Source organism: Sandarakinorhabdus sp. FBCC-B8862 (assembly GCF_059745315.1).
Genome location: NZ_CM185574.1, coordinates 2,874,970 through 2,897,846, shown reverse-complemented (window position 1 = coordinate 2,897,846; position 22,877 = coordinate 2,874,970). Strand labels below are relative to the sequence as shown.

Here is a 22,877-nt window from a genome sequence, read left to right as displayed (position 1 = left end):
CCCTACAACCGCTCCAGCTTCAGCCAGCGGGCATTGCCGGCCCAGGCCCGACGGAAGGCGATACTGGCAGCCGCGGCCTCCGCCTTGTGCCCGGCTGCCGCCTCGCTCATCGCCAGCCCATAAAGCGCCCAGCCATTGCCCGGCGTCTGCACCAGTGCGGCGCGAAAGGCCTCGGTCGCGCCCGCGGCATCACCGGCCAGCAGCCGCGCCGCCCCCAGCGACTGGTTCACCGGATAATGCCAATAGGATGGCTCCATATAGGGGATGGTCGCCTCGATCCGTGCCGCCACCCGGAAATGTGCTGCCGCCACCACCGGCAAGCCCCCGGCCATGGCCCAGCGCCCGCGCGCCACATTGTCTGCAAGGCGGATCAGATCGGGCAGTGGCAATGCCTGGGCAACCAAATCCCGCGTGCCGGGATGATCCACCAGCGCCGCCATCGCCTGCAATTCGGCATCAAACCCGGCCCTGTTGCGCATCTGTGCAAAGGCGACGGCGCGCGCGAAATGGCGCATGGCCAGTGCAAAGGGCAGCCGCGCATCTGGCGCCGGCAAGGCCAGGATCGCGGCCGGGTCCGCCACCATCGCCATCACTTGATAGGGCGCGGCGTCCACCGCCTGTGCCGTGGCCAGCTGCGCCGAAAGATCGGCATCCAGCAATGTGCGCAGCCGCAACGCCTCACGCCGGGCAGTCGCAACATCACCGACCATCATAGCCGACGTCACAATGAAATGAACATTGTGCGGGTAATAGCCATAGCGCAGCATCCCCCGGTCACCCGTCGCGGCAATCCAGGCCTCATCCGCCCGCACCGCCGCCACATTGGCGGCAATCGAATCCCGATACCGCCCGCGTCGGTGCCAGATATGCGCCGGCATATGCACCAGATGGGCGGCGCTGCGCAGATTCGCTGCCGCCAACCGTTCGGCCGCGCCATCGGCCCGGGCCGGGTCCACCGCTTCCATCATGTGGATATACAGATGATTGGCCTGCGCATGATCGGGATTGCGCGCCCGCACCGCTTCCAGCAGGCGCACCGCCTCGGCGCTCTTGCCCACCGGCTTGCCATCGGCCAGCCAGTAATTCCACGGGCTGGTGTCCATCACCGCTTCGGCCGCCAGCACCGCAGCCTCGTCGTCATCGGGAAAACGCGCCGCCACGGCCAGCATGGCATCGGCATAGGCGAGGTCCAGCACCGCGCGGTCTGCGCCCGCATCGCGGGAATAGCGGGTGGCGAGCGCTGCGATCAGCGCCTGCGCCTTCGGGCCGGCCTGATCCTTCAGGGCCAGCGCCCGGTCCAGCGCTGCCAGCGCCGCACCGCGGTCGCGGCCGTCCATTGGCGCGTTGATGTTCGGCCCCAGCGCCAGCGCCTCCCCCCACCAGCACAACGCACAGGCCGGGTCCAGCTGCTGCGCCCGCCGGAAGGAGGCCACCGCCCCGGCATGATTGAAGCCATAGCTGAGCAGCAGGCCCTGGGCGAACCAGGGCCGCGCTGGCCCATCGGCCGGGCCCAGTGACATCGGCGCGGTCGCAAGATCAGGCAGCAACGGCACACCGCCCGTCTGGCTGGCCGGTGCGGCCACGGCTGCCGCCGCCAGCAGCGCCCGCACCGGGCTCATCCCGGTGCCGCGCCGCACGCAGGCTGCGGCAGCCCACAGGCTCGGATCGGGCGCCGGCGCCAGCGGGGCCGGCACCACCACCAGCGGCACCAGCATCGCGGCCAGCAGCGCCGCGCCGTTCAGGAGCAGCTTCATCACCAGTCCCCCTTTTGCCCCGATGGTGCCAGACGATGCCGACGGGCGCAAAGCAATCCACACCCACCCCGCACCACCTTGCGCTCGCCAAGAAAGGTCAGTATTATTGACCCATCTCGCACTCGCACATAAGAGCTTCCGCCATGGTCGCCGGCCTGCCGCCAGTCAGCCTTGAAGACAAATATCGCTTCCGCGATGGCCGTGTGTTCATGTCGGGGGTGCAGGCGCTAGTCCGCCTCCCGCTGGTGCAGAAATGGCGCGATGCCGCCGCCGGGCTCAACACCGCCGGCTTCATCTCCGGTTATCGCGGCTCCCCGCTCGGCGGCTATGATCAGGAATTGTGGCGCGCCAAGAAGTGGCTGAAGGAACAGGATATCCACTTCGTTCCCGGCGTGAACGAGGAACTGGGCGCCACCGCCGTCTGGGGCACCCAGCATGTCGCCCTCAATCCCAAGGCCACCAAGGATGGCGTGTTCGGCATCTGGTATGGCAAGGGGCCGGGCCTTGATCGCGCGATGGACGTGCTGAAACACGCCAACGCCGCCGGCACCAGCCAGCACGGCGGCGTGCTCGCCATCGTCGGCGATGATCACGGCGCCAAATCCTCCACCCTGCCGCACCAGAGCGACCATAATTTCCTCGCCGCCTTCGTGCCCTTCCTCGCCCCGGCCTCGGTGCACGAATTTGTCGAATATGGCCTGCTCGGCCTTGCCATGAGCCGCTTTGCCGGCACCTGGGTGGGCTTCAAGGCCACGGCCGACACGGTGGAAACCTCCGCCACCGTCGATCTTTCGGCCGAAAGCCGCGCCATTATCATTCCCGAATTCGAATTTCCCGATGGTGGTGTCCACATCCGCCCGGGTGACATCTGGCGGGAGGAAGACACCCGCCTGCAACGCTACAAGGGCTTTGCCGCCATGGCCTTCGCCAAGGCCAACCGCATCGACCGCGTGGTGTGGGACAGCCCCCGCCCCCGCATCGGCATCGTCTCCACCGGCAAGGCCTTTGCCGACACGATGGAGGCGCTGGCCGAACTCGGCATCGATGAACGCGTCGCCGCCAGCATCGGCCTCAAGGTCTACAAGGTCGGCATGCCCTGGCCGCTGGAACCCGACGGCATCCGCGCCTTTGCCGAGGGCCTCGAGGAAGTCCTTGTCATCGAGGAAAAGCGCGAATTCATCGAGCATCAGCTGAAATGGCAGCTCTACAACTGGCGCGAGGCCGTGCGCCCCGTCGTCGTCGGCAAGCATGACGAAGGCGGCGAATGGCTGCTCAGCCCCGACAACGAATTGTCCCCAGGCGTCATTGCGCACGTGATTGCCGCCCGCATCCAGCGCATCCATGATACCGATCGGATCCGCGCCACCCTCGCCTTCTTCCGCGACCAGTCTGCCAAGGCCGCCGCCCACGAAACCCCGGTCAAGCGCAGCCCCTATTTCTGCTCCGGCTGCCCGCACAACACGTCGACCAAGCCGCCCGAAGGCCAGCGCGCGCTCGCCGGCATCGGCTGCCACATCATGGCGATGTGGATGGACCGCGCCGAAACCTTCACCCAGATGGGCGGCGAAGGCGTCACCTGGGTCGGCGAAGCGCCCTTCACCGACGAAAATCACGTCTTCGCCAATCTGGGCGACGGCACCTATTTCCACTCCGGCCTGCTCGCCATCCGCCAGTCCATCGCGGCCGGCGTCAACATCACCTACAAGATCCTCTACAACGATGCCGTCGCCATGACCGGCGGGCAGAAACATGATGGCGAACTGGGCGTTGACCAGATCGCCGCCCAGATGCTGGCCGAGCATGCGAAAAAGGTCGCCGTCCTCACCGAGGATCTCGCCCGCTACAAGGGCGTCACCCTGCCCGCCGGCGTGCGGCTGCTGGATCGCGCCCTGCTGGATGAGGTGCAGAAGGAATTTGCCGCCACGCCCGGCTGCACAATCATCATCTTCGATCAGACCTGCGCCGCCGAAAAGCGCCGGCGCCGCAAACGCCAGCAGATGGTCGATCCCACCCGCCGCGTCTTCATCAACCCGGCCGTCTGCGAAGGCTGCGGCGATTGTTCGGTGCAGTCCAATTGCGTCTCGGTGGAGCCGGTGGAAACCGAATTCGGCCGCAAGCGCCGCATCAACCAGTCCAGCTGCAACAAGGATTACAGCTGCGTCAAAGGCTTCTGCCCCAGCTTCGTCACCATCGATGATGCGCAGGTCAAGAAATCCAAGGCCGATTTCACCCTGGATGGCGTGGCCGATCCCACAGTGCCGGCGCCGGGCGATGGCTTCAACATCATGGTCACCGGCATTGGCGGCACCGGCGTGCTCACCGTGTCGGCCCTGCTCGGCACCGCCGCCCATATCGAAGGGCTGGCCAGCACCACCGCCGACATGGCCGGCCTCGCCCAGAAGGGCGGCGCGGTCTACAGCCATGTCCGCATCGCGCAATCCAACGATGATCTCCTCAGCCCACGCATCATGGCCGGCAGCGCCGATCTGGTGCTGGCCTGCGATGCTGTTGTCGCCGCCGACAAGCCGACTCAAAGCCTAATGGTGCCCGAACGCACCGCCGTCATCGCCAATGCCGATGTCGCGCCCACGTCGGATTTCGTGCGCAACCGCGATTTCGATTTCCGCAGTGCCCAGGTCGAACGCGCCATCCGCAAGGCGTCAAACCCCAATGCCTGCGACTTCATCGCGGCTGACACGGTCGCCACCGCCCTGCTGGGCGATGCCATCGGCAGCAATATCCTCTTGATGGGCTATGCTTGGCAAAAGGGCCTGATCCCGCTGAAACGGGAGAGCATCGAGGCCGCCATCGATCTGAACGGCGTTGCCATCCCCTTCAACAAGCGCGCCTTTGCGCTCGGCCGCTTGCTCGCCACCCGCCCCGATCAGGTGCTGGCCCTGGTGGAGGCAACCCGCGGCCCGCAGCCGGAACCGCCCGCCACCAATCTGGATGAAATGATCGCCCGCCGCGAGGCCGATCTGATCCTCTATCAGGATGAAGCCTATGCGCGGCGCTTCCGGCAAACGGTGGACCAGGCCCGCACCGCCGGCGGCGACGCCTTCGCCGAAGCCGTGGCCAAGAGCCTCTACAAGCTGATGGCCTACAAGGACGAATATGAAGTGGCCCGCCTCTACAGCGATGGCCGCTTCCAGGCGGCCTATGATGCGCAATTCGCCGGCGGTGCCCCGCGCGTGTTGCTGGCCCCGCCGCTGCTCAGCCGCATCGATCCCGCCACCGGCCGCCCGAAAAAGATCAGCTTCGGCCCCTGGGTGTTCAAGGCCTTTGGCCTGCTCGCCCGGCTGAAGGGCCTGCGTGGCACCGCGCTCGACATCTTCGGCTACAGCGAAGAACGCCGCCACGAACGCGCCGACATCGCCGCCTTCGAAGCCGACGTCGCCCGCCTCTGCGCCGAACTCAACCCCGGCAACATCGGCATGGCCATCGCCATCGCCAAACTGCCAATGGACGTGCGCGGCTTCGGCCCGGTCAAAGCCAAGGCCCGCGCCGAGATGCTGAAGCGTCGCGAAGCCCTGTGGGCGAAATGGCCGGGGATGGCGGCCCAGGCGGCTGCCTGATCAGTCCCCCCGGCAGGTCCGGCCAAAAAATCCTCCCCCTCTGGGGGCGGTGGCGCCCATCCTCCCCAGTCGCAGGATGGGGAGGTGGCGAGCACAGCGAGGCGGAGGGGCCGCGACGGAGGGGGTCAAGCCGGACAGCATAGCCTGCCATACTGCATCCAGAACCAGGCCCGCCAAACCCGGCGGCCGAATGCCCCTGTCCTACACGGCAAATCAATGTCATCATGACATTGAAGATCGTTGGGCCCAGCCAACCAAATGTAAAGTTTCGCAGCTGAAATCACGCCATATGCGTCAAATGCGTCAAAACTGAAGGCGCAAATGCAAAGCCGGCTTGGCCGGCACACCGACAAGAACCAGCACTTTCTCAATCTGGACGGTGAATGGCGCCGACGTCAGTCGCCAATATCAACCGCAAAACAGCCGTTCTTGCCGATTTCCAGCGTTTTGCAGCCCTTGCTGGCTTCGGCGCGGGTCTCGAACGGGCCAACCTGCAGGCGCCAGTTGCCACCGAATTTGCCGATGGTCGGGTGCAGGCCCTTCACATCGCGCTTGTTGGCGGCAGCGAGTTTCTTCCACGCGGCCATGGCGCTCTTCTGGTTGGGATAGGTGCCCAGCTGGATGCGCCAGCCGGTTTCCTTCGGCGGCGGCGGTGGGGCGGCTTTCTTCTTGGGCTCGGGCCTTTCGGCCAGCTTCACCGGCGGCGCGCTGGGGGTGGGCCGGGGCGACAGGGCGCTGGCCTGGCGGGTTTCGGCCGGCGGCGCCGCAGTTGGCGTGGCCGTGGGGGCAGAGCCCTCCTCCTCAGCCTCATCCTCGTTGGCCGGGGCCTCTGCACCGGCGGCCTTCAACGCAGCGGCGTTCAGAGCGGCCGTGCTGGTCTCGGCGGCCGGAGCCGGTGTGCTGTTGCCGCTGGCGATCACGGTCACCGGCGGGGTCGGCGTCGTCACCGCTGTCATCGGCGGCGGCGCGATGCCAGGCTGGAACTGGGCCGGCACGCCGCTGCCATTGGCCAGCGCGGTGGCGATCTGCCAGCCGTTGGCGCGGTCAAGCGGCTGGATGGCCTGGCTCAGCTCATTCAGCGCCTTGGTCGCCTCCGGAAGACCCTGGGCAGCAGCCCGCACCAGATAGGCATAGGCCAGCGGCATGGATTTGGCCGCGCCATCGCCATTCCAGTGCACGATGCCCAACACATATTGCGCCCGCATCTCGCCCCGGTCGGCCGCCGCCTTCAGCCAGCGCACCGCTTCGGCCTTTTCCGTGGCCTGGAACAGCAGGATGCCCAGATTGGCCTGGGCCGGCAGATGGCCCTTCACGGCGGCGCGGCGATACCAGTCACGGGCAATCGCCTTGTCCATCGTCACGCCGCGGCCCAGCTTGTAGGCTTGGCCCATGTTGAACATGGCGTCGGGATCGCCATTTTCGGCAAATGGCTGCCACATCGAGACGGCTTCATCCCATTTGCCGGCGCGCCACAGCTCAACGCCCTGGCGCACCGATGGCGGCGGCGGCGTGGCACGGGCCGGCGCTGCCGCTGCCGGGCGCGAGGCGCGGCTCTTCTTGCCCTTTTTCTTCTTGCGGGCCGCCAGCGCCGGATCGCCGGCAACCAGTGCCAGCACCAGCAACATGCCTATCGCCCTTACGCCCGCCAAACCACATCTCCGCCTTTTATCGTTGTGCGCACCCGTCCGGCGGTGGGCAGCCCGTTGAAGGGAGTGTTGCCTGCGCCGTGGAATTGATCGCCGTCGATACGCCATGGGGCCGCTTCGTCAAAGACCACAAGGTCCGCCGGTGCGCCGAGTTGCAGGGTTCCGGCGACAAGCCCAAAGCGCCGGGCCGGATTGGTGCTGAGCATGGCGATCAGGCCAGCCAGGCTGACAACGCCGTCGCGCACCAGCCCAAGCCCCAGCGCCAGCAGCGTTTCGGCCCCCGCCATGCCGGCCCGCGCATCGGCAAAGGGCTGGCGCTTGTCTTCCTGGCTTTGCGGATCATGGCCAGAGGCGAGGATGGAAATCGTGCCATCGCGCACCCCTTCGATCACCGCCAGCCGGTCCGCCTCGCAGCGCAGCGGCGGTGACAGCCGGGCAAAGCTGCGGAACCCCGCCACCGCCATATCGTTCAGCAGCAGATGCGCCGGGGTGATCCCCGCTGTCAAATCCACGCCACGGGCCCGCGCCGCCCGCACCGCCGCCAGCCCTTCGGCCGTCGTCACCTGGCGGATATGCAGTCGGGCGCCGGTGGCTTCGGCCAGGCGGCAATCGCGGATGATCGCCAGCGCTTCGGCAAAGGCCGGGGCAGCGGCCAGGCCCAGCCGCGTGGCATATTCGCCTTCGGTCGCCACCGTGCCGGCGGTCAGCGCCACATCCTCGGCATGGCTCACCACCACCAGGCCATGGCCATGGGCATAGGCAAGCAGCCGCTGCATCACCCGGGCGTCGGCAATGGCGCGCCGGCCGGTCGCCACCCCCACGGCCCCCGCCGCCTGGGCCAGACCAATCTCGGCCAACTCCTCGCCCTTCAGCCCGCGGGTGGCGGCGGCGAGCGGGTGCACCCACACATCGGGTTTGCCCGATCCCTGTGCAAAGGCGACCAGTGCCGGATCGTCCAGCGGCGGCGACTGATCCGGCATCAGGATCATGCGGGTAATGCCGCCGGCGTTGGCCGCCGCGGTATCGGCACGGAACACCCCGGCATCGATCAGGCCGGGGGCCACCACCAGGCCGGTGGCATCGATGATCTGGGCATCAGACGGCGGTTCTGCATGGCCGATGCCGGCAATCTTGCGGTCTTTCAGCAGGATGGTGGCGATCCCGTCATGCCCGGTGGCGGGGCAGACAACACGGCCGCCGGTGATGGCGATGGCGGCGCTCATGCCCAGCCCTCCACGCCGCGCCGCCGCCGGGTCAACACGTCAAGGCAGGCCATGCGCACCGCCACGCCCATCTCCACCTGTTCGGTCACGGCGCTGCGGGCGATGTCGTCAGCAATGGCGCCATCGATTTCCACACCGCGGTTCATCGGGCCGGGATGCATCACCAACACATCGGGAGCGGCCTTGGCCAGCCGCGCCTCCGTCAGGCCATAAAAGCGGAAATATTCGCGGGGCGACGGCACATAGGCGCCCTCCATCCGCTCCGTCTGCAGGCGCAGCATCATTACCACATCGGCGCCGGCCAGCCCGGCATCCATGTCGGCAAAGCTCTCGACGCAATAGCCACCCAGCCCGGCCGGCAGCAGGGTCGGCGGCGCCACTGCCCGCACCTCGGCCCCCAGCGCGCCCAACAGCATGAAATTGGATCGCGCCACCCGGCTGTGCAGGATGTCGCCGCAGATCGCCACCTTCAACCCAGCGATGCGACCCTTGCGCCGGCGAATGGTCAGGGCATCCAGCAGCGCCTGCGTGGGGTGTTCGTGGCGACCGTCGCCGGCATTCAGCACCGGGCAATCGACCTTTTCGGAAATCAACTGCACCGCGCCTGACGATCCGTGCCGGATCACGATCATGTCAGGATGCATGGCATTCAGGGTCAACGCGGTGTCGAGCAGCGTCTCGCCCTTCTTCACGCTCGATCCCGACACGCCAAGATTGACGACATCAGCCCCCAGCCGCTTGCCGGCGATCTCGAAACTCAGCAGCGTGCGGGTGCTGTTTTCGAAAAAAGCGTTGATCTGGGTGAGGCCGGCCAGCCGGTCTGCATGTTTGGTGGCGCTGCGGTTCAGTTCCACCCACTGCTCCGCCTCGTCGAGCAGGAAGCAGATTTCCCACGGCTTCAGCTGGGCAATGCCCAACAGATGGGCATGCGGGAACGGATGCGCACCGTCTGCCAGTGCGGGGTGGGAGGGTGCGCGCGCCATGAGCCCTCTCCCTAATGGCACTCACCGTGCCAGACAATCCGCGAATTCGCGCTCAATCCTCCCGCCAGCGCAAAACCGGCAGCACGGAGGCGAAATCATCATGCCAGACCGGCGCTCCGGCCGGCGGCGGAAGTGGCCGCCAAGCGCCGCCGGCAGCCGTGAACGCATCCAGCCGCGCCGGATCACGTGAGAGGGCCACCCAGGTTGACCGGGCCGAAACCAGTGCCGGCGTATCGGCAGTACCGGGCTGATAACGCAACACCCGCACCTGCCAACCCCCATCGGCAGCCAACGCCGCCACGACCGGTTCCAGATCAAGGAAGCGATTGGTGATATGGATCAGCAACAGGCCATCACGGCTCAGCACCCGGCCATAAACGCCAAGCGCCTCACGGGTCATCATGTGCAGCGGGATGGAGTCAGACGAAAAGGCGTCGACTGCCAGCAGATCCAGGCTGGCCGGCGCTTCGGCTTGCAGTGTGAGGCGGGCATCGCCCACGACCATGCGGGCATCCGGCGCACAATTGCTGAGATAGGTGAAATCGCGCCGTGCAATGGCCACGACGGCCGGATCAATCTCAAACATGGTCCAGCGCTGGCCAGCCTTGGCATAGCAGGCCAACGTTCCGGCCCCAAGCCCGACCACGCCGATACGGGCACCACGGCCAAACAGTGCCGGAGCCGCCAGCATCGCCCTGCCCACCCCACTGCCCGGTACATAGTAAGTCATGGGTTCGCGGGCCAGTTTGGGCACCAGCGACTGCACCCCGTGGACGGTGGTGCCGTGCCGAAGATAGCGCAGCCGGCCGTCCCGACTGTCGTACACGCTGTAAACCCCGAAAAAGCTGCGCACATGCTCCCCGCCGCGCACCGCCTTCACCCGGTCCAGACCACCGGTGGCGGCCATCGCCACCAACAGCAGCAGGGCCGGACCAAATCGACGCAATGGGCCAGCGCCAGGCCAAGGCAGCAGCAGTGCAGCCGTAACGAGCAACAATGGATGCTCCCACGGCCAGCTGAACAGCATTGGCGCCAGCAACGCGCAAAACAACCCTCCAACTGCGCCGCCCACCGACAGCCACAGGTAAAAACTGGTGAGCCCCTCTGCCGGCGGCCGTTCCATCGCTAACGTGCCGTGCAACGCCAGCGTGATGATGAGCAGCAGGACAAGACCGGCCAGCGCCAGCGCAACGCTGAACCCGGGCCCCTTTCCCGCCATGAACATCGGTCCACCAATGATCAGCAACAGCCAGGGGGAAAGCCGCACTGCCAGCGCCGTCACCCGCGGCCCCGCATCGGAAAAGCCGATCACAAAGCTCAGCAGATAGATGGCCAGGGGCACCACCCAAAGCAGCGGCATAGCCATGAGATCAGTGGTAAGGTGGGTGGTGGTGGAGAGCAGCAGGCCCGAGGCCACCGCGGCGAACCCTGCCCACCGCAACCGCTCTCGCCAACGGGTGGGATAGGCCGATGTCGCGGAGACCGCCGCACCGTGCCGCGCCTTCAACCCGCACAAGAGCACCAGGCCGGCCAACACGACAAATCCAGCCGACCAGCCCCAGCGCTGCACCGGCAATCCGGCCAATGGTTCAACCAGCATGGGATAGGCAATCAGCGCGGCAAAGCTGCCAAGGTTGGAGGCGGCATAGAGGAAATAGGGATTGCCGGCATCCGGATCGCCGGTGCGGGCGAACCAGGCCTGCATCAATGGTGCCTGTGCCGACACGACAAAAAACACCGGGCCGATAGAGGCGCCCAGCAAACCGATCAGCCACAGTGCCGGATCGCCATCACCCGCTGCTGGAAACCATGCCGCCATGCCAATTGGGAGCATGAGCGCGGCGACAGCAAACAATGCCAGATGGATTTCCAACTGCCGACGCACCGGCAGCCGCTGGAGGGCATGGGCATAAAGATAGCCGGCCAGCAGGACGCCCTGATAAAAGAGCATCGCGATGTTCCAGACATTGGGCGAACCGCCCAAAACCGGGAGCACGATGCGGCCCATCAACGGCTGCACCAGGAACAGCAGGAAACTTCCCGTCAGGATGGTGAGGGTGTAAATGGACCGGGCGAATGAAGCGGCGTGGCTCATGAGCCGCCATGGCTAGCCCACCCACCCAACGCTGACAACAAGGGGATGGGCACGCTCGCCGCGGCTTGCCGGTCAGCCGCGGCAGCCTTAATGGACGCCGATGACCAGCGGCTGGCGCCCGAAATGGGCCATCATCATCGCCTTCTACAATGAGGAGCGCTTCATCGCGCCCACCATTGCCGCTGCGCTGGCGCAGGATCGCGATGACATCCTGCTGATTTGCGTTGACAACGCCTCCACCGATGGCAGCCATGCCTTGGTCGCCGGGCTGATCGCCGGCAATCCGCGCGCCATGCTGGTAACGGAGGCCGCCCAGGGCCACACCTTTGCCTTGCGGCGCGGCACGGCCATCGCGGCCGAGCAAGGCTGCGCCAACATCGCCTATTGGGATGCCGACACCCATTATCCGCCACACTATATCAGCCGTGCTGATGAATTGCTTGGGGATGATCCCAAAACCATCTGCGTGCAGGCGTTCGACATCTATGGGCCCTACGACAGCACGAAGAACCGCATCATTCGCCATCGCATGGCCATCACCGCCAGCCTGTTGTCCGGCCAGGGCCACACCGGCACGTTCGGCCAATGTTTCCGCATCGCCCCGCTGCTGGCGGCTGGCGGGCCCAAGAATGATGACTGGCCGTTCGTGCTCTATGATCACGAGTTGATGCACCGCATCCTGAAAGTCGGGCGCAGCACCCATGCCACCGATCACGTCTGCTGGCCGGCGCCGCGCCGCCAGGTGAAGGGCCATGTGCGCTGGAACCTGACCGAGCGGCTGCTCTATGCCCTCACGCCCTATGCGGTGAAGGATTGGTTCTTCTATCGCTTCCTCGGGCCCCGCCTGAGGGCCAGGGGCATGTTTGAAGCCGGCTTGCGCATCCGCGACTGGGAACAATGACAGTGGCGCCGCCACCGCTGGCCCGCACAGTGGCGCCAAGGGAGAGCGGCGATGCAACTGGCCTGGAGCAGCGATGATCTGAGATTCCGCGACGAGGTTCGCGAGTTCCTCGCCAGCGAACTCACCCCAGAATTGAAGGCCGCTGCCGCCGGCATGACCAGCGTCTATGCGCCACCGCCGGTGGCCATCGCCTGGCAGAAGAAACTCCATGCCAAGGGCTGGGTGGCGCCCAGCTGGCCGGTGGAATGGGGGGGCTGCGACTGGTCGGTGGCCCGCCGCTACATCTTTGCCCGTGAAACCAGCGAAGCCGGCGCGCCGCCCTTGTCGCCGATGGGGCTGGGCATGTGCGGCCCGGTGCTGCTGCACTATGGCACGGAAGAGCAGAAGCGCCGCCATCTGCCGCCGATGCTGGCTGGCGACATCTTCTGGTGCCAGGGCTATTCCGAACCCAATTCGGGATCTGACCTCGCCTCCCTGCGGATGAAGGCGGAGCGCGATGGCGATCACTTCGTCTGCACCGGCCGCAAGATCTGGACCACCCACGCCCATTATGCCGACTGGATCTTCTGCCTGGTGCGCACCACCCGACTGGACAAGCCGCAGCTGGGCATCAGCTTCCTGCTGATCGACATGAAGTCTCCCGGGGTCAGCGTCCGCCCGATCATCTCATTGTCGGGCGAGCATGTGCAGAACGAGGTGATCTTCGACGCGGTGCGGGTGCCAGTGGCCAATGTCGTCGGCCGCATCGACGATGGCTGGACAGTGGCCAAATATCTCATGGAATTCGAACGCGGCGGCCATGCCTATGCCCCGTCGCTGATCAAGCGGGTCGATGTGCTGCGGCGTTACCTTGCCGAAACCGGCCAGGCCATGCCCGGGCGGCTGGCGGCCTTGCGCACCGAGATCGAGGCGCTGGACGCGCAGGAGCTGATCTTCAACGCCGGCCTGTCGAACGGAGCAGCCCCCGGCCCGATGGCATCGGCCCTGAAGATCATCGGCACCGAACTCAGCCAGCGCCTGACCGAGTTGGAGGTGGAGGCCGCCCTGCCCCATGCCATCATCTTCCAGCCGCACCGCACCCTGCCGGGCGGCGATGTGCCCGGCTATGTGCCGCCAACCGATGGCCTGGGCGTTGGCCCCGATTGGGCGGCGCGGGCCATCCCCAAATATTTCAACGACCGTGCCGGCTCCATCTATGCCGGCACCAACGAGATCCAGCGCGGCATCCTCTGGCAATACCTGGCGCGGCGAAACGGTTGAACCAGCCCCGGCAGCGGCGGATTTGTCGAATGTCGCGGCCGGCGCAAATGGGACACAAGTGACACATCTGGTGGGTGTTCGCCGGAACCCGCTGCGGTCTCGACGTTCAAGAAGCAACGTTGATCAGCATAGCCTGTTCAGCCGGTGCTGGACAGCGCAGCGGCTAGCCAATCGCGCCTCAACGCTCACCCACCAGCATCAGGCGCACATCGCCGCGGCAGCGCAGGGACTGGACCAGCAGATAGACGCTGAGGAAGCTGGCACCGCCCAGGAAGGCGAGCAGGGCCAGCGCGCTGCCGCCGGCCGTCCAGCGATGGCGCCAGCCCACCCACAGGCCCGACAGGGTGAGCATGAACATGAAATCGAAATTGAACTGGCCCTGCCAGCCGCCAGCCTGGATGGCGCCGAAGAAGGGCGGAAACAGGTTGGGATCGGCCATGAACACCGGCGCGGTGTAGACCGACAGCGCGACAAAGATCAGCACACACCAGATCCGGAACAGCATCATCGCCGGCACTCCCTTGTTGTTGCTGTCACGCTGGCAGGCGCACGGAAGCGCTGCAATTACGTGCCACGTCAATTTCCGGTGAAGCGCCCCGGCCGCCGTTCGCGGAAGGCCGCCACTGCTTCGGCAAAATCATCGCCCTGGGTCGCCAGCAGCCATTGATCGGCATCGGCATGCAGCACGGCGGCATCCAGAGCATGGGCAAGCGCGGTGATGCTGCGCTTGATCATCTGCACGGCGAGCGGCGGCAGCGCCGCCAGTTCGGCGGCGAGCGCCAGCGCCCGTTCCTCGGCACTGCCATCGGGCACGATCTCGTCGATCAGGCCCCATTCGGCCAGTTCCGCCGCCCCGTGCAGCGCCCCCATCATCACCAGACGTTTGGCCCGCGCCGGCCCGACCAGCGCCACCACCGGCCCCAGCGCGTGCCACATCAGGTTGATGCCGATCTTCACCTCGCCATAACCCAGCCGGGCGCTCGCCCCGGCGATGCGGAAATCGCAGGCGGTGGCAAGGCAGGTCGCGCCGCCGGTGGCGATGCCTTCGATGGCGCACACGGTCGGCTGGTCAATCCCCATCACGGCGCGCATCACCCGCGCGCCCAGTTGTGCCGCCCGCCGCGCCTCGGCCAGCGGTGCCGGGCTGGCCATGCGCGCCTCCATCTCGCCGATATCGGCGCCCACCGAAAAATCCCGGCCGTCGCCGCGCAGCACCACGGCGCGCACATCGCCGCGCCCCCGCATGGCGTCGGCCAGCTGCTCCAATTCCATCAGCATGGCCTGGGTCAGCGCGTTGCGCCGTTCGGGCCGCGCCAGGCTGATGACCGCAATCCCGTCCGTCACCTCCAGCTGCACCGCCATCTCAGCACTCCACCACGTTCACGGCCAGGCCGCCCCAAAATCCCCAGCAGTCAGGGCGGTTTGGCTGACCAAGCTTCTCAACACTCGACAACATTCACCGCCAAACCGCCCTGGCTGGTTTCCTTGTATTTGTGGCTCATGTCGATCCCGGTCTGGCGCATCGTCTCGATCACCTGATCCAGGCTCACCCGCCCCTGCCCCGGCCGGTGCAGCGCCAGCCGCGCCGCGTTCGCTGCCTTCACTGCGCCGATCGCGTTGCGTTCGATGCAGGGGATCTGCACCAGCCCACCGACCGGATCGCAGGTCAGGCCCAGATTATGCTCCATGCCGATCTCGGCGGCGTTGGCGACCTGTTGCGGGCTGGCGTTCCACACCGCGGCCAGCCCGGCCGCCGCCATCGAGCAGGCGACGCCAACCTCCCCCTGGCAGCCCATTTCCGCGCCGGAGATGGAGGCCCGGCTCTTGTAGAGCAGGCCGATGGCGCCGGCCGTCAAAAGGAAGCGCTGCCGCTGTTCCGGCGTCTCGCAATAATGGCGCATCACCGCCGGCAGCACGCCGGCCGCGCCATTGGTGGGTGCCGTCACCACCTGGCCGCCAGCGGCATTTTCCTCGTTCACCGCCATGGCAAACACGTTGAGCCAATCGAACAGACGCTCCGGCTCGTTGGCGCCCTGGCCCTTGCGCAGCTGCCGCCACAGCAGCGGCGCGCGCCGCTCCACCTTCAGGCCGCCGGGCAAAATGCCGTCTGTCTCCAGCCCGCGGACGATGCAGGCCAGCATCACCTCGGCCACCTGGGTCAACCCGGCCAGGGTTTCGGCGCGGGGGCGGATCGCATCCTCGTTGGCGAGCACGATGGCATCGAGGCTGAGGCCGTGTTGCGCCGCGATGGCCAGAAGCTCGGCAGCGCTGGTGAAGGGATAAGGCACGTCATGCCCGGCCGCGACCCGGTCGGCGGGGGCCGGCGCTTCCAGCTGGCGGCGGCTGGCGATAAAGCCGCCGCCGGTGGAAAACCAATCCTCCCCGCGCCATTCCGCCCCATCTGCCCAGAGCGCCAGCCGCATGGCATTGGGGTGGAGGAGATCGCGGGTCACGTGATCGAGGTGAATGTCGGCCGCCGGATCAAAGCCCAAGCCCGGCGCCAGTTCGCCGCTGGCCGTCAGCGCCGCCAGATCGGCTTCGGCGCGGCCGCCGTCAAACGTCTCCGGTTCATGCCCCAACAGGCCCAGCGCGGCGGCGCGCAGCGTGCCATGGCCCAGCCCGGTGAAGGCGAGGCTGCCTTGCAGCGTCACCACCACCCGGGCACCGGCAGGCCAGTCACGAAGGCCGCGCCGCCAGCGCGCCGCGATGCGCATGGGCCCCACCGTGTGCGAACTGGATGGGCCCACCCCCACCCGAAACATGTCGAGCACCGAAAGCATGGCGGCAGGGTGTGGCACGGGTGATGGCAATGTCCAGCCCTCTGCTGATCGGCCCGATTTGACACAATTGACGAAAATTGCGGGATTCAGCGTTGATTTTGCGCGCGAAATGCCAAGACCGCCCGCCATTTGCGACCATGACAGATTTTGCCCCTGTAGGACAGGAGAGCTGGCAAAGCGCGCGCATCCGGTCCAGCATGGCGGGCATGGACGATGTGCTGATCGATCAGATGGCCCGGCTGCTGGCGCGCGAGGCGACCGATGAGCGGCTGCGGCAGGCGCGCGCTGGCCACAATGAGGATGGCTGGCAGGCGCTGGTTGATGCCGGCCTGCCGTTGGCGCTGGCCAGCGAAGCCCATGGCGGCCTGGCGCTGGACCCCTTGAGCGTGATGGCCATCACCCGGGCCCATGGCCGGGTTGGTGCGCCGTGGCGGCTGTCGGCCGCCATGCTGCTGCACGCGCCGCACTGCGATCCCAATTTGTGGACCCCGGCGCTGGCCAGCGCCAAGCTGGCCGGGCTGATGGACAGCGTGCTGGACATGACGCTGGAATGGACGCAGACCCGCCAGCAGTTCGGCAAGCCGCTGGCCAGGAACCAGGCGGTGCAGCACAGCCTTGCCATCATGGCGGCCGAAACCGCTGCGGCCGGCGCGGCGGCCAACCTTGCCGCGCTGGCGCTGGCCCATCCGGCGAGTGCGGCGCTGGCCGTTGCCGCCGCCAAGGCGCGCGCCAGCGAGGCGGCGGGCATCGTGGCGGCGCTGGCCCACCAACTGCACGGCGCCATCGGCGTGACGGCGGAGCATCGCCTGCACCTGTTCACCCGCGCGCTGTGGCAATGGCGGGACCGGGCCGGCGCCGAGCATCAGCATCACGCCACGCTGGGCGCCGCCGCGCTGGCCGGCGGCAGCGTGTGGGCGCTGGCAACGCGCGAAGCCACGACGAGCGGCGGCCAGGCGGCCATCCCGCCCGGCGAGCGTTTTCGTTTTCCGGCCGTGGCCGAACAGCCGGCGCAGGCCGCACTGCGGGCCGAGGTGCGGGCCTTTCTGGCCGGGGCGCTGGCCGGCCTGCCGCCGGAAACCCGCGCCCACAGCTGGAACGGCCACAGCCCGGATTTCAGCCGCCAGCTGGGCCGGCGCGGCTGGCTGGGGATGACCTGGCCAAAGGCGGTTGGCGGGCATGAGAAGAGCGCGCTCGACCGGCTGGTGGTGATCGAGGAGCTGCTGGCTGCCGGTGCGCCGGTGGCGGCGCACTGGATCGCCGATCGGCAGACCGGGCCGCTGCTGCTCAAATATGGCACCCCCGAACAGCAGGCGCGCCATCTGCCGGCCATCGCGCGCGGCGAACTTTATGCCTGCATCGGCATGAGCGAACCCGGCGCGGGATCGGACCTGGCCGCCCTTTCCACCCGCGCCCGCGCCGTGGACGGCGGCTGGCGGATCAGCGGCACCAAGCTGTGGACCACCTATGCCCACAAGGCGCAGCTGATGCTGCTGCTCTGCCGCACGGGTGACGGGCAACGGCATGAGGGCCTGTCACAGCTGCTGGTGCCGATGGACTCGTCGGGCCTGAGCATCCGGCCGATCATCGATCTGATGGGCGAACATCATTTCAACGAAGTGCATTTCGATGATGTGTTCGTGGGCGCCGATGCGCTGGTGGGGGCCGAGGGCAATGGCTGGGCCCAGGTGATGAGCGAGCTGGCCTATGAACGCTCCGGCCCGGAACGCTTCCTGTCGACCCTTGTGCTGCTGGAGGAGCTGGTGCGGGCGCTGGGGCCCAAGGCGCCGGCCGCAGCGCATGCCCCGATCGGCCGCCTGACCGCGCATCTGATGGTGCTGCGCCAGATGGCGCGCGGGATGGCCGCCCTGCTGGAAGCCGGCGAGGATCCGGCGCTGGAAGCGGCGATGGTGAAGGATCTGGGCGCCACGTTCGAACAATCCATCCCCGACATTGCCCGCGCCCTGTTGCCCGGCGACGCGCCGGCCAGCCTGATCGCCACGCTGAACGCCACCATCCACATCGCGCCGATGGTTTCGCTGCGCGGCGGCACCCGGGAGATTTTGCGCGGCATCATCGCGCGGGGATTGGGTGTGCGCTGACAGACTGGCAAAAACCGCAATCGACGCGGCTCGGCCGGCGGCGCAGGGTGCGCCACGTTCCAGACCACAGGAGACACGACGATGGCTGAAGCCTATATCATCGACGCCGTGCGCACCCCGCGCGGCATTGGCAAGCTTGGCAAGGGGTCGCTGGCCGACATGCACCCCCAGCATCTCGCCGCCGCCGTGCTGAAGGCCGTGGCCGACCGCAATGCGCTCAACACCGCCGAAGTGGATGACATCATCTGGTCCACCTCCACCCAGAAGGGCCGGCAGGGCGGCGACCTCGGCCGCATGGCGGCGCTGGATGCTGGTTACGACCTGAAGGCCAGCGGCATGACGCTGGACCGGTTTTGCGGCGGTGGCATCACCTCGGTGAACCTGGCCGCCGCGCAGATCATGAGCGGCATGGAAGATCTGCTGATCGCCGGCGGCACCGAAATGATGAGCTATACTGCCACCATGGCCCAGGAAGAGCGCGCCGCCGGCCTGCCGCCGATGATGATGGGCAGCGGCAACGCCCGGTTGCAGCGCCACCACCCGCAGAGCCACCAGGGCGTGTGCGGTGATGCCATCGCCAGCATGGAGGGCATCAGCCGCCAGGATGTCGACGCGTTGGGCCTGGAAAGCCAGAAGCGTGCGGCCGTGGCCATCGCCGAAGGCCGCTTCGCCAAGAGCGTCATTCCGGTCTATCGCGAGGATGGCACGCTGGCGCTGGATCGCGAGGAGTTCCCGCGCCCGCAGACCACGATGGAAGGCCTGTCGCAGCTGGAGCCGAGCTTTGCCAAGCTGGCCGACATGCCGCTGGACCAGGCCGGCACCACCTTCCGCAAGCTGATCAACGCCAAATATCCCGATCTGAAGATCGAGCATATGCACCATGCCGGCAACTCGTCGGGCGTGGTCGATGGCGCGGCGGCCGTGCTGCTGGCCAGCAAGGCCTATGCCGAGAAGAATGGCCTGAAGCCGCGCGCCCGCGTGGTGGCGATGGCCAACATGGGCGATTGCCCGACGCTGATGCTCAACGCCCCGGTGCCGGCCGCCCGCAAGGTGCTGGCCAAGGCCGGCCTGACCGTGGACGATATCGACCTGTGGGAAATCAACGAAGCCTTTGCCGTGGTGGCGGAAAAATTCATCCGTGATCTGAAGCTGGATCGCGACAAGGTGAATGTGAACGGCGGCGCCATCGCGCTGGGCCATCCGATCGGCGCGACCGGCTCAATCCTGATCGGCACCGTGCTGGATGAACTGGAGCGCCGCGACCTGAAGCGCGGACTGGTGACGATGTGTGCCGCGGGCGGCATGGCGCCGGCCATCATCATCGAACGCGTCTGATCACCCCCCTCTCCCGTTCGGGGAGAGGGTGGCGAGCGCAGCGAGCCGGGAGAGGGTTTGCGTGTACAATCTTCTCTCCGGCCTCACCGTGGTGGAGGCGGCGGCGTTCGTCGCCGGGCCGACAGGCGGGCTCTATCTGGCGCAGATGGGGGCCGAGGTCATCCGCATCGACCAGATTGGCGGCGGGCCGGACCACCAGCGCTGGCCGCTGAGCGCCGGCGGTGACAGCCTCTATTGGGAAGGGCTGAACAAAGAGAAGCGATCCATCCAGATCGATCTGGCGCGGCCCGAAGGGCGGGAACTGGCGCAGGCGCTGGCCACCGCGCCGGGGGGCGACAAGGGCCTGTTCCTGACCAATTTTCCGGTCGATGGCTTTCTGTCCCACAAAGCGCTTGCCGCGCGGCGGCCGGATATCATCACCGCGCGCATCATGGGCTGGGCCGATGGCAAGCCGGCGCTGGATTATACCGTCAACGCCGCCGTGGGCGTGCCGGGGATGACAGGGCCGGTGGGGGATGACCGCCCGGTCAATGCCGTGCTGCCGGCCTGGGATCTGCTCGGCGGGGCCTGGGCGGCCTTTGCCATGGTCAGCGCGCTGTATCGGCGGCGGCAGACGGGCGAAGGCGCCGAAATCCGGGTGCCATTGTCTGATCTGGCCGCGACCTCCCTGTCGCACCTGGGATTTGCCGCGGAGGCGCTGCTGCACGGCGACCGCGGCAGGCTGGGCAATGATCTGTTCGGTGCCTTTGGCCGGGATTTCGCCACCGCCGATGGCACACGTGTCTATCTGGTGGCGATCACGCCGAAGCAATGGCGCGGGCTGGTGCAGGCGCTGGATCTGGCCAACGCCATTGCGGCGGTGGAGGCCAGCACAGGGGCGGATTTCGCGCGGGACGAGGGCGCGCGCTTCACCCACCGCGCCCGGCTGTTTCCGCTGTTCGAAGCGGCCATCGCCAAGCGGACCCTGGCGGAACTTGGCCCGCTGCTCGATGCCGCCGGGGTGACCTGGGGCCCCTATCAATCGCTGGCCGAGGCGGTGCGCGGCGATGCCCGGCTGTTCACCGCCAACCCGCAGTTCCAGACCATCACCCACCGCTCCGGCCTGACCTATCCGGCGGCCGGCCCGGCCGCGACACTGGCGGGGGAGGCGCGTGGGGCCGTGCGGCCCGCGCCGAAACTGGGGGCGGACACGGATGCCGTGCTGGCCGAGTTGCTCGGGCTGGGCAGCGGCGCCATTGGCCGGCTGCATGATGCGGGGCTGGTGGCATGACGCCCGCTGATCTCGCCCATTGGCAGGGCTGGTGCGGCAAGGCCGAATGGCGGGAAGAGGTGCTGCACGGGCCCGACGTGCTGCGGTTGGCCGAAGCGCTGGGCTGGGATGCGGAAAGCCTGGGCTGGCCGCCGCTGGGCCATCTGGCGCTGTTCCTGCCACCGCCGGGCCCGCGCGGGCCCGATGGCCATCCGGCGCGTGGCGGTTTCTTCCCGCCGGTCAGCCTGCCGCGCCGCATGTTTGCCGGGGCCGACTATCGCTTTCACCGCCCGCTGATCGCGGGCATGCCGGCCGTACAGATGCGCGTGCTGGACCAGCTGACGCCCAAGCAGGGCAAAAGCGGGCCCCTGCTGCTGGGCCGGGTATGGGTGACGATCTGGCAGGAGGGCGAGAAGGCGCTGGAGGAGGTGCAGACCATCGTGTGGCGCGATGATGGCCCGGCCCAATTGCCACAACCGCCAATGCCCGTGCCGGCCAGTCCGCCGCCCATGGGCGATGCCGTGTTCACGCCCGATCCGGTGCAGCTTTTCCTGTTTTCCGCCGCCACCGCCAATGGCCACCGCATCCATTATGATGCGCCCTATGCCAGTGCGGTGGAGTTTTATCCCGGCCTGGTTGTCCACGGCCCGCTGGTCGCGGCGCAATTGCTTGGTCTGTGGGAACGGCGCCATGGCCCGGCCCGGCAGTTTTGCTTCCGCGCCCAGGCGCCGCTGTTTGCCGGCCAGCCGATCACGCTGGTGGCCGGCGAAGATGGCTTGGCGGCGCGGCGCTGCGATGGCACGCTGGCGATGACCGCAACGGCTGGATGAGACGATGGACGCTGAAACCTTTGGCCTGCTGAAAGACCAGCTGGCCCGTTATGTCGAGGAACGGCTGATCCCGGCCGAGGATGCGGTGGAGGATGGCGACGACATTCCCGCCGACATTGTTGCCGAGTTCAAGGCCATGGGCTTGTTCGGCCTTTCCGTGCCGGAGGCTTATGGCGGCCTGGGCCTGACCATGGCCGAGGAGGCGCAGCTGGTGCGCACCCTGTGCCGGGCCAGCATCACCTTCCGCAGCCTGATCGGCACCACGGTGGGCATCGGCAGCCAGGGGATCATGATCGACGGCACGCCCGAACAGAAGGCCGAATGGCTGCCGAAGTTCGCCACCGGTGAGGCGATTGCCAGCTTTGCCCTGACCGAACCCGGCGCCGGATCGGATGCCGCCTCCCTGCGGGCCCAAGCCGTGCGCGACGGCGATTTCTACCGGATCAGCGGCACCAAGCGCTATATCACCAATGCGCCGCGCGCCACGGTGTTCACCCTGATGGCCCGCACCGACGCGCAGGTGAAGGGCGCGGCCGGCATTTCCGCCTTCATCGTGCCGGCCGACAGCCCCGGCATTTCGCTGGGCAAGCCCGACCGCAAGATGGGCCAGCGCGGCGCCAAGACCTGTGACGTGATCCTGGACGATGTGCTGGTGCCGGCGGCCAACATCATCGGCGGCGTGCCCGGCCAGGGGTTCCGCACCGCCATGAAGGTGCTGGACCGCGGCCGTATCCACATCGCCGCGGTGGCGCTGGGCATGGCCGACCGGTTGATCGAGACCAGCCTTGCCTATGCCCAGCAACGTGAACAGTTCGGCCAGGCGATCAGCCAGTTCCAGCTGGTGCAGGCCATGCTGGCCGACATGGAGGTGGACCGGCTGACCAGCGAGGCGCTGCTGGAACGCACCGCCGCCCGCTTTGATGCCGGGCAGGCGGCGAACCGCGAATGTTCGGTGCTGAAGCTGCACGCCAGCGAGGCGGTGGGCCGCATTGCCGACAAGGCGGTGCAGATCCACGGCGGCGCCGGTTACATGGCCGAATACAAGGTGGAGCGTTTCTATCGCGATGTGCGGCTGCTGCGCATCTATGAGGGCACCAGCCAGATCCAGCAGACCATCATTGCCAAGGCCATGTTGCGGGGAGTTTGA

At 67.4% G+C, this 22,877-nt stretch carries 16 protein-coding genes; 8 read left to right on the top strand and 8 right to left on the bottom strand.

Annotated features, from left to right (window positions below):
- Positions 1-2: 2 nt before the first annotated feature.
- Positions 3-1,754: a hypothetical protein gene (locus tag AC6BOR_RS13960; protein WP_498060664.1), complete on the bottom strand. Its 1,752-nt coding sequence runs from the start codon at positions 1,752-1,754 to the stop codon at positions 3-5.
- 143 nt (positions 1,755-1,897) lie between these two features.
- On the opposite strand from AC6BOR_RS13960, the gene AC6BOR_RS13955 reads away from it, so the two are divergent.
- Positions 1,898-5,329 (top strand): indolepyruvate ferredoxin oxidoreductase family protein, encoded by a 3,432-nt coding sequence (locus AC6BOR_RS13955; protein WP_498058976.1) that lies wholly within the window; start codon positions 1,898-1,900, stop codon positions 5,327-5,329.
- 395 nt (positions 5,330-5,724) lie between these two features.
- Here AC6BOR_RS13955 and AC6BOR_RS13950 read toward each other — a convergent pair whose 3' ends face one another.
- From AC6BOR_RS13950 to AC6BOR_RS13935, 4 genes are read right to left on the bottom strand one after another with little or no spacing between them, the layout of a single operon-like run.
- Positions 5,725-6,954 carry an SPOR domain-containing protein gene (locus AC6BOR_RS13950; protein WP_498058975.1) on the bottom strand — a complete coding sequence of 410 codons (1,230 nt, stop codon included), beginning with the start codon at positions 6,952-6,954 and terminating at the stop codon, positions 5,725-5,727.
- Positions 6,955-6,965: 11 nt separating this feature from the next.
- Complete coding sequence (locus AC6BOR_RS13945; RefSeq protein ID WP_498058974.1) at positions 6,966-8,198, bottom strand: dihydroorotase; 1,233 nt, start codon at positions 8,196-8,198, stop codon at positions 6,966-6,968.
- A complete protein-coding gene (locus AC6BOR_RS13940) occupies positions 8,195-9,181 on the bottom strand; it encodes an aspartate carbamoyltransferase catalytic subunit (protein ID WP_498058973.1) in 987 nt (328 codons plus the stop codon). The genes AC6BOR_RS13945 and AC6BOR_RS13940 overlap by 4 nt, the downstream gene beginning before the upstream one ends.
- A 52-nt stretch (positions 9,182-9,233) precedes the next feature.
- On the bottom strand, positions 9,234-11,276 hold the full coding sequence (locus tag AC6BOR_RS13935; protein ID WP_498058972.1) for a fused MFS/spermidine synthase: 2,043 nt from the start codon (positions 11,274-11,276) through the stop codon (positions 9,234-9,236).
- Between the two features lie 100 nt (positions 11,277-11,376).
- Between AC6BOR_RS13935 and AC6BOR_RS13930 the strand changes: the two genes are divergently transcribed.
- Positions 11,377-12,177 (top strand): glycosyltransferase family 2 protein, encoded by an 801-nt coding sequence (locus AC6BOR_RS13930; RefSeq protein WP_498058971.1) that lies wholly within the window; start codon positions 11,377-11,379, stop codon positions 12,175-12,177.
- Between the two features lie 51 nt (positions 12,178-12,228).
- Positions 12,229-13,437 (top strand): acyl-CoA dehydrogenase family protein, encoded by a 1,209-nt coding sequence (locus tag AC6BOR_RS13925; protein WP_498058970.1) that lies wholly within the window; start codon positions 12,229-12,231, stop codon positions 13,435-13,437.
- Between the two features lie 178 nt (positions 13,438-13,615).
- On the opposite strand, the gene AC6BOR_RS13920 is transcribed toward AC6BOR_RS13925, so the two are convergent.
- From AC6BOR_RS13920 to AC6BOR_RS13910, 3 genes are all read right to left on the bottom strand, one after another.
- Positions 13,616-13,945 carry a hypothetical protein gene (locus AC6BOR_RS13920; protein ID WP_498058969.1) on the bottom strand — a complete coding sequence of 110 codons (330 nt, stop codon included), beginning with the start codon at positions 13,943-13,945 and terminating at the stop codon, positions 13,616-13,618.
- A 68-nt stretch (positions 13,946-14,013) separates the two neighbouring features.
- Positions 14,014-14,799: an enoyl-CoA hydratase/isomerase family protein gene (locus AC6BOR_RS13915; RefSeq protein WP_498058968.1), complete on the bottom strand. Its 786-nt coding sequence runs from the start codon at positions 14,797-14,799 to the stop codon at positions 14,014-14,016.
- A gap of 77 nt (positions 14,800-14,876) precedes the next feature.
- Entirely contained in the window at positions 14,877-16,217 is a 1,341-nt protein-coding gene (locus AC6BOR_RS13910; protein ID WP_498058967.1) for an L-serine ammonia-lyase, read from the bottom strand.
- 206 nt (positions 16,218-16,423) lie between these two features.
- On the opposite strand from AC6BOR_RS13910, the gene AC6BOR_RS13905 reads away from it, so the two are divergent.
- The 5 genes from AC6BOR_RS13905 (at position 16,424) to AC6BOR_RS13885 (ending at position 22,877) form a co-directional block, all read left to right on the top strand.
- Positions 16,424-18,316: an acyl-CoA dehydrogenase family protein gene (locus tag AC6BOR_RS13905; protein WP_498058966.1), complete on the top strand. Its 1,893-nt coding sequence runs from the start codon at positions 16,424-16,426 to the stop codon at positions 18,314-18,316.
- An 81-nt stretch (positions 18,317-18,397) separates the two neighbouring features.
- Positions 18,398-19,651 (top strand): acetyl-CoA C-acetyltransferase, encoded by a 1,254-nt coding sequence (locus AC6BOR_RS13900; protein WP_498058965.1) that lies wholly within the window; start codon positions 18,398-18,400, stop codon positions 19,649-19,651.
- A gap of 61 nt (positions 19,652-19,712) precedes the next feature.
- Positions 19,713-20,921, top strand: coding sequence for a CoA transferase (locus tag AC6BOR_RS13895; RefSeq protein WP_498058964.1), 1,209 nt, complete (start codon positions 19,713-19,715; stop codon positions 20,919-20,921).
- On the top strand, positions 20,918-21,730 hold the full coding sequence (locus AC6BOR_RS13890) for an HTD2 family dehydratase (protein ID WP_498058963.1): 813 nt from the start codon (positions 20,918-20,920) through the stop codon (positions 21,728-21,730). The genes AC6BOR_RS13895 and AC6BOR_RS13890 overlap by 4 nt, the downstream gene beginning before the upstream one ends.
- A 4-nt stretch (positions 21,731-21,734) precedes the next feature.
- Entirely contained in the window at positions 21,735-22,877 is a 1,143-nt protein-coding gene (locus AC6BOR_RS13885) for an acyl-CoA dehydrogenase family protein (RefSeq protein WP_498058962.1), read from the top strand.

Excerpts from the sequence above, each read along its gene's own strand:
- AC6BOR_RS13950 (WP_498058975.1), bottom strand. The coding sequence starts at position 6,954 with ATGTTGCTGGTGCTGGCACTGGTTGCCGGCGATCCGGCGCTGGCGGCC.
- AC6BOR_RS13905 (WP_498058966.1), top strand. The coding sequence starts at position 16,424 with ATGGACGATGTGCTGATCGATCAGATGGCCCGGCTGCTGGCGCGCGAG.
- AC6BOR_RS13890 (WP_498058963.1), top strand. The coding sequence starts at position 20,918 with ATGACGCCCGCTGATCTCGCCCATTGGCAGGGCTGGTGCGGCAAGGCC.
- AC6BOR_RS13900 (WP_498058965.1), top strand. The coding sequence starts at position 18,398 with ATGGCTGAAGCCTATATCATCGACGCCGTGCGCACCCCGCGCGGCATT.
- AC6BOR_RS13955 (WP_498058976.1), top strand. The coding sequence starts at position 1,898 with ATGGTCGCCGGCCTGCCGCCAGTCAGCCTTGAAGACAAATATCGCTTC.
- AC6BOR_RS13910 (WP_498058967.1), bottom strand. The coding sequence starts at position 16,217 with ATGCTTTCGGTGCTCGACATGTTTCGGGTGGGGGTGGGCCCATCCAGT.
- AC6BOR_RS13940 (WP_498058973.1), bottom strand. The coding sequence starts at position 9,181 with ATGGCGCGCGCACCCTCCCACCCCGCACTGGCAGACGGTGCGCATCCG.
- AC6BOR_RS13930 (WP_498058971.1), top strand. The coding sequence starts at position 11,377 with ATGACCAGCGGCTGGCGCCCGAAATGGGCCATCATCATCGCCTTCTAC.
- AC6BOR_RS13960 (WP_498060664.1), bottom strand. The coding sequence starts at position 1,754 with ATGAAGCTGCTCCTGAACGGCGCGGCGCTGCTGGCCGCGATGCTGGTG.
- AC6BOR_RS13935 (WP_498058972.1), bottom strand. The coding sequence starts at position 11,276 with ATGAGCCACGCCGCTTCATTCGCCCGGTCCATTTACACCCTCACCATC.
- AC6BOR_RS13915 (WP_498058968.1), bottom strand. The coding sequence starts at position 14,799 with ATGGCGGTGCAGCTGGAGGTGACGGACGGGATTGCGGTCATCAGCCTG.
- AC6BOR_RS13920 (WP_498058969.1), bottom strand. The coding sequence starts at position 13,945 with ATGATGCTGTTCCGGATCTGGTGTGTGCTGATCTTTGTCGCGCTGTCG.
- AC6BOR_RS13945 (WP_498058974.1), bottom strand. The coding sequence starts at position 8,198 with ATGAGCGCCGCCATCGCCATCACCGGCGGCCGTGTTGTCTGCCCCGCC.
- AC6BOR_RS13885 (WP_498058962.1), top strand. The coding sequence starts at position 21,735 with ATGGACGCTGAAACCTTTGGCCTGCTGAAAGACCAGCTGGCCCGTTAT.
- AC6BOR_RS13925 (WP_498058970.1), top strand. The coding sequence starts at position 12,229 with ATGCAACTGGCCTGGAGCAGCGATGATCTGAGATTCCGCGACGAGGTT.